Genomic DNA, 9,652 nt, shown 5'->3' on the forward strand with positions numbered 1-9,652 from the left:
TTGAGTAATTCTCCTTGCTCATTGATAACTAGATGCAGCTTGAAGCCAAAAAACCAATCGACCGAGGTTTTGCCTCGTGCTGCTAACGGTTTGAACACTTTGTGAGAAGCAATCCGACGGTTATGACAGACCTTGATACTGGTCGCATCGATGAAACTGAGTCCTGTACACGGACCAAAACATTGACGCAAATAGCCGCACCAGGGAATCAAAGCAGATGGTATCCATTCGACAAAGCGGTTGTAACTGACCAACCCCGGAAAAGCGTTACGCCAATAGCGACAGACCAACTGCGTGTAAAACCACTTGAAATTGCGGTATGCCGACTGATGGAACGCAATCAAAATCGTCATAATCTCGCTTAAGCAGAGGCTGCGAGAGCGTCGGCGTTTTTGTCGTCCCTCTCCTAAAAGTTGCTGCTGCCACTGGCGTTCAAACCACTGACAAAAATCATCGACATGACAAAACAGGGATTCTAAACTAAGCATGGGGTGGTTAGATTGGTTGAGAATTAGGTACTTTCAACTCTATCTGTTCCACCCCTCCTTATCCCAAACTCACGTAGATTACTGCGTTGCAATAACAGCAATTGGACCGCCTCCCGGTGGTCCTTGATGTTCGCTGCCACCAGACACATAAACCATCGGATCTTGAACAACAGACGCAATCACTGAGCCAACAACTGCCCGCGCCATGCGAGTATGACTGATATCAGAGTCATCTAGCATGGTGTGTCGTCTTCCCAAGACCAAACCGCTGGGGTCAGCTTCGGCTTTGGCAAATACATTCACTACTTGATCTACAAGTTGCCCTGTAGATGCGATCACCCGATTAACAGCTTCACTATCCAGAGCATGCTGCATCACATCATGACCCACAATCAAATCACTAGTGGAGTGGGCAGCATTCCCTAAAACAAAAATTTCGCAGGTTTGAAGCTCAACCCCAGCAGAAGTCGAAGCAACCTTGGAATAGAGACTAAAATCGCGGCAGATAGACTCTGGCTGGAGTTGACTAGGCTGAATTTCTCCCAAGGCTAAAGCAACTCCGAGAGCCGATGCCCCTCGCGAATCAGCCATCGACTGATAGCTACTGTGAGTACTACCTATCTGTTTTTTTTGGCTAGACTGTACCAAAGGACACTTGATTTGTACAAAGTGAACATGCTCAGGAGTGAGCCCAGCCTCTTGAATGGCTGCCCTAACGGATTGGGCAACCGTTTCGACCATCACCATTGAACCAATCTCTTCAGCAGAAAAGGCTCGCGTGCGCTGGGTGCCCATCACTAACCCCCAGCGCTTGGGAGCATTAGGGAGATCGTCTCGACGAGTAAAGACATTAATGTGAGGGCTAAGCACGCCTTCCGTGCCCCCAGACATGATGTAAATAATCTGCTGGGCAGCTTCTGCTTCCAGGTGCCGACCTAGATACAGCTTCAAGCTTTGGGTTGCAAACCCACGAGTGAAATCATTAACGCAACCATTTCCCTCAGTTTTGCCAAGAATGGCAATGATCTCAGCAGGCTTAAGCTTTCCTGCAGTGATTATGGCATCTAGACCAGATATATCATCAGGACTGGCTTGAGGGATTTTGTGAAGGTCAATGTGCATGACGACTTAAGTTGAAACCGGACTGAATTGAACAGGATTATAGGATCAAAAAAGAACAAGTAAAAGAAGTTCGGCTAGGATAGGAGATTGTGTTGTTGTGCTCACAGTGCGGATTGGGTGCGATCGCTCACTCCTAATTCACTTAAAATTCGGCTGATGTAATTTCTAATTGTCCCTTCAATAATATGCAGGATTCTGGCAATCTCACGATTTGTTTTTCCCTGATCCAGTAGCCGTAGAACCTCTCGCTCTCGCTCGCTTAAGTTCAAATGTGGCTGAGCAGTAGAACTGGTAATGTCGCAAAAACTTTTGGAAGCACTACGAGTAAAGTTGAGATACACGTACTACAACACTTTAGATAGCGTTTTGAAAAATTTTGCGACAGTACCGAACAAAGCGCATACAGGGTTACAGACTTTCCTCTGCCTAGAGTGATAGAAGAGCATTATATCCAAGTTGGGTTAAGTGCCCCTAGTTAAGTAACCCAATATACACAAAGAAGAGAACACCGAAATGCCCAGCAAAGATTATTGTGCAAAGATGCATGTCATGTACATTGAAGGTGAGATGATATCAGGTCAAACAGTGGAAAGACGATCGCCTCTAAGGTTCTGGCTGAGCAGCATTTGCTAACAGTGCTGGTTCAAGAGAAGCAAGCTAGCGAGGAGTTGAGCCTGATGCTGCCTTAGCTAGCTGCACGGCGGAATAAAAGCCCCGGAGAAGTTAACCATCTTGCAAAAATGAAGCTTTCCTGGGCTTTGTGTTGTTTAATGTTCACTTCCTTGCTTTAGGAGTATTGCCCATGACTGCATCCATTCAAACAAACGCTGTTGACCGCATTGACTTTGCCACAGATCAACCTGTATTGGGCAATCTCAATGTTCGTTGGATTCATGGCTCCATCTCGGCCAAGCACAACAGCGAACCTGATATTCAAGTTCATGCCTATAACGAACATACCTACATCCTGCGTCAAAACATGGCCGTGCATTACGAAGCACCGTTTATGTTTCTGCTGTTTGGCAATGATCGTGCCATTCTACTCGACACAGGAGCAACACGGTCGCCTGAGTTCTTTCCATTGCGTCAAACGGTAGATGAATTGATAGAGCAATGGTTAGCCAAGTATCCGCGTGAATCTTACTCGCTAGTCGTTGCACACACCCATCTCCATCGAGATCACTTTGAGGGTGACCCTCAGTTCTTCGATCGCCCCAACACCCAGATGGTAGGACGCACCTTAGCTGAAACGATTGAGTTTTATGGCTTTCAAGACTGGGCAAGTGAAGTCGTACCCTTTGACTTAGGGGGGCGAGTGCTGCAAGTGATGGGAACCCCCGGACATGAGGATGCAGAGGTTTCTATCTACGACCCCTATACTCAAATTTTCTTCACAGGAGATTTGCTTTACCCCGGTCGCCTCTATATCCGTGACTGGGATGCTTTCAGGAACAGTATTGACCGGATGATTGCCTTCACCGATATTCATCCGGTAACACACCTGCTCGGGTGTCATGTGGAGATGTCAATCTATCCTCGTTTGGACTACTTGATTCGCACCAACTACCAACCCCACGAACGTCCCTTACAAATGACGGTGGCACAGTTGCATTCGGTTAAAGCAGCGATCGCCCAAGTGGATAACAAGCCAGGAATCCACATCTTTGATGACTACATCATCTATAACGGCGTTCCCGATCGCTACTTCAGCTACGAAAATATGGACCCGAATGCAGCCCCTGGAGACCTCCGCCCCGATTGAGTGCATCTGCCGATCATGTCGCAAGGATTTCTTGAAGCGCTATCTGTAGCGTTGTAATCGGGGTACCTCAATCCTACGCATAGTGCTTTTGAAGTTTTTTGCGGCACAAACAATAATAACGCGGTTACTGGCTTAGTTTTAGCAGAGGGAAAATTTTGGTTATTAGTGAAGTTTCAAAGGCAACTGTCCCATTTATGGCTGAGGATCGGACAGTTCAAGTCAATTGCTCGCTGTAAGGAAGAAATTGCTGGAAGCTTTATACTACGAGCTTCTCAGCCTTGACGACCAAAATTTTTCTGCTATAACGGAGCCTTACCGCGCTCTATCACCTATCCCTAGTGCATCTACATAAAGGTTCTCACCATCATTTCACAGTCGCCCGGATCTGGTCACGGAACCACGCCTGTTCAGAATTACCACCAAGCCGAGGATGCCAGACGACTGTGTAGGGGAAGTCACTAATCTCTTGAGGGGGTAATACTTGCTGAAAGTTGGCCAACTTTGAGAGTTCGAGTGCTATGCGCATGGGGACGGTGAATATCAGGTCGGTCCCCACAATACTCAGCGCGGTTGACATAAAGTAAGGTGACTGAAGCACAACATTTCTCTGCTTTCCCAAATCAGCAAGCGGACGATCAATCATGGTTTGTCGCCCTTCGGCGGTTGCGACTACCGCGTGTGGGCGGCGCAGATATTCGTCTAGAGAAAACCGCTTGCCCTTAAATTTGGTGTCTGTACTCATGAGGCACACGAAGTTCTCCTGGTACAGCACTTCTACCTTCAATTCTTTGGGCAGGGTTGGCACGCTGCCGACGCCCAGCGCCACGTCGCAGCGACCCATTTCCACATCACGATAACTGTCTTGTGTCCAGCCAACGACTTCAACCCGAACGCCGGGAGCAGATTGGCGACAGAGCCGCACCGTGCCACTGATAATAATGGCGGCTGCATAGTCAGTGCCTGCAACTCGAAAACATTGTTGTGAGGTGGAGGGATCAAAGTCATTGCTCCCAATCACTGCATTTAAGCGAGGCAGGAGAACTTCCAACTCTTGCAGCAGGCGATCGCCGCGCGGTGTTCGCTCGTACCCGACGCCGCTACGAATGAGCAGGTCATCGCCAAGTGCCGATCGCAGCCGACCCAGTACGCGACTCATTGCTGGCTGGCTGAGCGAGGCTCGAGCGGCTGCTCGAGTGATGTGCTTCTCCTCCAGGATGGCTTGCAAAGCCAGAAGTTGATTGAGGTCGATGCGCGCGAGATTGGGGAACTGTTGAGTCATAGTTTCATACTATATCAATAGTGATATAGTAACTATCTTAAGTATGCATTGGACACATTATGTTCTGTGTGTAATGATCAACATAGTTTCATTCGTGTTTGTTATCAACTGAGGCTTCTATGCATTCGTTAGTGATGATCAAACTTCAGCACTGACAGTGGCGCAAAAACAGTCACTTGAAACGTTTTACTAAGCATTCAGCGATAAAATCCCCAGCCTTTCCAACAAAGCCGTGCCCCCAGATCGGCAAGATATTTCGCGCCCGATCAAGCTCCTGGTTCTGAGGGTATGAAGCCGCTAATGCCAGTGTTTTTTACGGTAATGAGTAATGACTAACAGCAACCTAGAAGATAATGCAACACCCAACCACAATTATTCCCGTCCAGCAATTAGGCGAAATATTTCCCGTCGGTCTGCGATTGGATTGTTAGGATTTGGTGCAGCCGCTGCTGCCTTAACACCTACTCTTTTGAAGACGGCACAGGCACAGAATCAAACTCAAACTCAATCGTCGCAACCTGCTCCAAATCAACCCGCGCAGATCATCACGAGAGAGATCCCGCGCACAAGAGAGAAACTGCCTGCAATCGGGCTGGGAACGTTCATGACCTTTGATGCTTTGTCTGATCAGCCCCGCGATCATCTTCAACAAGTGATGCGCCGCTTCTGGGATGCAGGCGGGCGAGTGGTCGATACCTCACTGCTCTACGGGATGTCGGAAGTGAACGTGGGCGAATTTGCCAGAACCCTCGGCTTGACCAATAATTTGTTTATTACTAACAAAACCTGGGCAACTGGAGAGTATCTGGGCGATCCTAGCCAGGCGCAACGTCAGTTTGAACAATCACTGGCACGATTGTCTCGCGATCGCATTGATGTGTTGCAAGTTCACAGCTTGGTGAATGTAGACGCAATTTTACCCCTGCTAAAGGCATGGAAAGAAGAAGGTAGAATTCGTTACGTGGGCGTTACCCATCATGATCCGTTGTATTTTGCTGCGCTTGAGAGGTGGATCGAGAATGGCGACCTGGACTTTGTTCAACTTCGCTACTCAATCCGTCAGCGTGGAGTTGAAGACAGAATTCTTCCTGCGGCGGCGGCACGAGGAACAGCAGTCTTAGCCAACATGCCCTTTGAGAAAGCCCGTCTCTTTGAATTGGTAGAGGGGCAACCACTACCCGATTTTGCCAGCGATTTTGGCTGCGAAAACTGGGCCCAGTTTTTTCTCAAGTATGTGATTTCTCACCCGGCTCTAACCTGCGCAATTCCCGCGACCACGAACCCAGACCACGTTGTTGAAAACATGGGTGCATTAAGGGGATCGTTACCCGATGATTCCATGCGTACCCGGATGGTGGAACACATGGAAAGCCTTCCCGGTTTTGACAATCTTCTCCAAACGCCCTGGTATCCTGGCAAGAATTTTAATGGGTTGGTTCGCCTGCCAAATCCACGTCCAATCGGTTGAGATGGAGTATGTATTGGAATGCAGACTACGAACGTATCCAAGCCTGGAAGCCTCAATCTGGGTAAGGGCAAGGGGAAGCCTGAAAGGGTTAAGGTAACTGAACCGTTGTTTGAAGCTTCGTCATGTGCGCCAGTCAGTGAAATGGGCTGAGACACTGAGACCAAAAGGTGAGTGAGTGGGTTAACACCTTGCTACTCCGTTAAGTGACAGATCATAATCCCATCGGAGTGAAGACGGAACCCGACCCGGACCCATCTCAAACACTTGGAACTACAGAAACCCAATGGATTCTCTGGTCTTGAGGTCAGAGTAGGCAAACCGTAAGGAATGCACAACTATCCAGTGGGTAAAGGATGCTGGAGGAAGCGAAAGCTCCTGGTAATGTGGGAGATAGGGGTTCAAACTTTGCACCGCATTGAAAGACGGCAGACTTCTAGCAGGTCATCGACGATAAATCGAAGTAAAGGAACTGAATCGCCTGTGAAAGATACAAAGCTCAATGAATTTTAGCGAGGCAACGACAAAGATTCAGGTCTTTCAGTGCGTTAAGCAATGTTTCGCCAACAGTATCAGCATAGCTGCAAAAAGCGCCACGCGATCGCTCAAAGTCTTGAGCTGTAAGCAATTCAGTTGAAAACTCTGAAAAATTGCGACTTGCCCGTAAACGATAATTGCACTTATCTCTATCTGACTATTGCCAGAATAATAGCGGAATGGGGAAGAATTTATGGGGCGATCGCCGATAATTAGAGCAGTTTTGTAGTTATCACTGATGAGGCGATCGCTGAATCAAAAATGTTGGGCGTGCAGTCTGCTAACACCGAATATTATCGTCAGGGTCGCGGCGCAATCAGAACACAAGAAAGGGCAAAACCACTGGACATCGAATTATTCGATTGCCTTTGGCAACAGCGAAGCTCCCGCATTGCTGACAAGATTGGCAACGAGATTTTGGGGTCGCCTGGAACCTTCCCCCCGCTGCCACACAAACGTAGTCATTGGAAAACCTTCAAAAATCCACTCAGAAGCTTAATTTTCTGGATTTTGGCAAGCGATATACTTTGGGAGATGGCTGACAGTCCTTCATCGGAGGGAGTTTAATGATCCATCTCGATCAATTAATTGCCACGTTGATGCAGGTGGTAATCGAAAATGCAGGAGCCGAAACTGGCACTCTGGTTCTCCTGGAAGAGGATCAACTCACTGTGATGGCTCAATGCAGCGGAAGTAGACAGTGTGACTTGGAAAAGTTCGCTGTTGCCGACTGTGCAACGATTCCTGTCTCCGTTATTCGCTTGGTAGAACGCACTCAAAAAACTTTGGTGTTTGATGATGCAGTCAGCGAATCGTCTTTTTCAACTGATCCTTACATTCAAAAGCAACAGACGCGATCGCTCCTCTGTCTACCCATTCTCAAGCAAAATCAGCTGATCGGCATCCTTTATTTGGAGAACAATCTCAGTACCGGAGTGTTTACTAGCGATCGCTTGCAAGTCCTGAAACTGTTGATGGCTCAGGCAGCAATTTCACTGGAAAATGCTCGGTTATATGAACAGTTAGAAGACTATGCCGAAACACTGGAAAGGAAGGTAGAAGAGCAAACTCAAGCCTTGCAGCAGGAGATCGCTGAACGTCAACAAACCGAAGCCGCATTGAGACAAAGTGAAGCAAATTATCGCAACCTGCTACAAACTGCGAATTCCGTCATCATTTGCTATGACACGCAAGGACGAATTCGATACATCAACGATTATGGGGTGAAACTCCTGGGCTATGAAGAACATCAGATTGTAGGGCGAACCTTATTTGAAACAATCATTCCAGACATCGAAACCTCTGGGCGGGATGTCAAACCCTTTGTCCGTGATTTACTTCGTAATCCTCAATCGTACCCGCAAGGCGAAGGTGAAAACCTGTGTCGAGATGGTCGGCGAGTTTGGATGGTCTGGTCGAATCAAGCCATCTTCAATGAACAGGGAGAGGTCGTTGAAATCTTATCGGTTGGCAACGACACCACCCAGCGCAAACAAGCAGAAGAGGCATTACAACGCAGTGAAGCCAAGTTCCGAGCTATCTTTGAAAACTCGCAGGTCGGCATCTTCCGCACCCGCATCTCGGATGGATTAATTCTCAATGCCAATCAACGCCTTGCCAATCTGTTGGGCTTTGATTCACCAGAGGAGATCATTGGGGAACACTGCGTCGGCTATTTTGTAAGTCCCAGCGATCACCAACAATCCATTGAGGTACTGAAGCGGGATGGGGAAGTGCGAAGCTATGAAGTACAGATGCGAAAACGAGATGGGACATTGTTCTGGGGACTTTCCTCTTCTTATTTGAATGCAGACGATGACTACATCGAAGGGGTGATTGCGGACATTAGCGATCGCAAGCAGGCAGAAGCAGCATTGCAAGCCTCTGAAGCAGAACTGCGAGCGCTCTTTTTAGCCATTCCCGATCCGCTGTGTGTTTACAATGCTGAAGGGCAAGTGATCGACGCAATCCCAGGAAATCCATCCTATGGAGAGGAGTATAGGGAGAAATATATTGGTAAAACACTGCATCAACTCTATGCCAAGGAACAAGCTGATGAATTCCTGAGTTATATTCAGCAGGTGGTGAAAACCCAACAAGTACTCACCGTTGAATACACTGAATGCCAGTGGATAGCTAGACGAGAAGTCCGGTTTTCGGCTCGCATTGCCCCGATTCGGCACAAACAGGTGATTTGGTTGGCGCGAGATATTACGCTGCAAAAGCAAGCAGAAGCAGCCTCGATTTTGGATGAACGTAACCGCATGGCGCGCGAAATTCATGACACACTCGCTCAGGCGTTTACAGGCATTCTGGCTCAGGTGGGAGCGGCAAAACAGGTGCTAACGGATGATGTAGAAGCAACTGGGGCACACCTAGACCTGATCAAAGAATTGGCGCGAACTGGACTGACTGAAGCGCGGAGATCGGTCGTCGCGCTTCGTCCTCAGCTTTTAGAGGAAGGCAGTCTACAGAGCGCTCTCCATCGTCTCGTAACTCAAATCAGAGCGGCTGCAAACGATACCACTTTGTATTATGAGGTCAAGGGGACAGCGTATGCTCTCCCCACTGAAGTCGAGAATAACCTACTACGGATGGGGCAGGAAGCCTTAACCAATGCGATTAAACATGCCAATGCTGACGAAATTCGAGTGGAGCTAGTCTACGATCGCGATCAGTTCTGCTTGCGCGTGAGAGACAATGGACAGGGCTTTGGAGTTGGGAGTCTTCCATCTTCTGAGGGATTTGGCTTACTGGGCATGAGCGAACGGGCAGAGCGCATCGACGCACAACTCACAATTAGGAGCCAACCTGGACAAGGAACAGAAATTGTTGTCACCGTCAACCCTTGAGTGAGCATCACGATGAGCCAAGCCACAAGTATTCGGGTTCTGATTGCGGACGATCACGCTATTTTTCGGCAAGGATTAGCCACGATTATTAACCGTGACCCAGAGATGCAGGTGATTGCCCAAGCCGAAAATGGGGAACAGGCGATC

The 9,652-nt window shown here is 48.3% G+C and carries 7 protein-coding genes; 3 read left to right on the forward strand and 4 right to left on the reverse strand.

Annotated features, from left to right (window positions below; all coding sequences use genetic code 11):
* The 3 genes from H6F93_RS21110 to H6F93_RS21120 all read right to left on the reverse strand — a co-directional run.
* The coding region (locus H6F93_RS21110; RefSeq protein ID WP_277882871.1) for a transposase at positions 1-488 on the reverse strand (488 nt) is incomplete at its 3' end.
* A 78-nt stretch (positions 489-566) separates the two neighbouring features.
* Positions 567-1,610 (reverse strand): cyanuric acid amidohydrolase, encoded by a 1,044-nt coding sequence (gene atzD, locus H6F93_RS21115; protein ID WP_190684931.1) that lies wholly within the window; start codon positions 1,608-1,610, stop codon positions 567-569.
* A 101-nt stretch (positions 1,611-1,711) separates the two neighbouring features.
* The gene (locus tag H6F93_RS21120; RefSeq protein ID WP_347277340.1) at positions 1,712-1,951 is read right to left on the reverse strand and encodes a response regulator transcription factor; all 240 of its coding nucleotides are present in this window, start codon (positions 1,949-1,951) and stop codon (positions 1,712-1,714) included.
* A gap of 461 nt (positions 1,952-2,412) precedes the next feature.
* Here H6F93_RS21120 and H6F93_RS21125 point away from each other — a divergent pair, with 461 nt between their 5' ends.
* A complete protein-coding gene (locus H6F93_RS21125) occupies positions 2,413-3,372 on the forward strand; it encodes an MBL fold metallo-hydrolase (protein ID WP_190684935.1) in 960 nt (319 codons plus the stop codon).
* A gap of 364 nt (positions 3,373-3,736) precedes the next feature.
* Here the strand turns inward: H6F93_RS21125 and H6F93_RS21130 are convergent, their stop codons facing one another.
* On the reverse strand, positions 3,737-4,651 hold the full coding sequence (locus H6F93_RS21130; protein ID WP_190684938.1) for a LysR family transcriptional regulator: 915 nt from the start codon (positions 4,649-4,651) through the stop codon (positions 3,737-3,739).
* 328 nt (positions 4,652-4,979) lie between these two features.
* On the opposite strand from H6F93_RS21130, the gene H6F93_RS21135 reads away from it, so the two are divergent.
* Positions 4,980-6,119: an aldo/keto reductase gene (locus tag H6F93_RS21135; protein ID WP_190684941.1), complete on the forward strand. Its 1,140-nt coding sequence runs from the start codon at positions 4,980-4,982 to the stop codon at positions 6,117-6,119.
* 1,100 nt (positions 6,120-7,219) lie between these two features.
* The gene (locus H6F93_RS21140; protein ID WP_190684944.1) at positions 7,220-9,505 is read left to right on the forward strand and encodes a PAS domain S-box protein; all 2,286 of its coding nucleotides are present in this window, start codon (positions 7,220-7,222) and stop codon (positions 9,503-9,505) included.
* The last annotated feature ends 147 nt before the right edge of the window (positions 9,506-9,652 follow it).

It is taken from the genome of Leptolyngbya sp. FACHB-671 (genome assembly GCF_014695745.1).
Classification (GTDB): domain Bacteria; phylum Cyanobacteriota; class Cyanobacteriia; order Elainellales; family Elainellaceae; genus JAAUTN01.

Excerpts from the sequence above, each read along its gene's own strand:
- H6F93_RS21130 (WP_190684938.1), bottom strand. The coding sequence starts at position 4,651 with ATGACTCAACAGTTCCCCAATCTCGCGCGCATCGACCTCAATCAACTT.
- H6F93_RS21125 (WP_190684935.1), top strand. The coding sequence starts at position 2,413 with ATGACTGCATCCATTCAAACAAACGCTGTTGACCGCATTGACTTTGCC.
- H6F93_RS21135 (WP_190684941.1), top strand. The coding sequence starts at position 4,980 with ATGACTAACAGCAACCTAGAAGATAATGCAACACCCAACCACAATTAT.
- atzD (WP_190684931.1), bottom strand. The coding sequence starts at position 1,610 with ATGCACATTGACCTTCACAAAATCCCTCAAGCCAGTCCTGATGATATA.
- H6F93_RS21140 (WP_190684944.1), top strand. The coding sequence starts at position 7,220 with ATGATCCATCTCGATCAATTAATTGCCACGTTGATGCAGGTGGTAATC.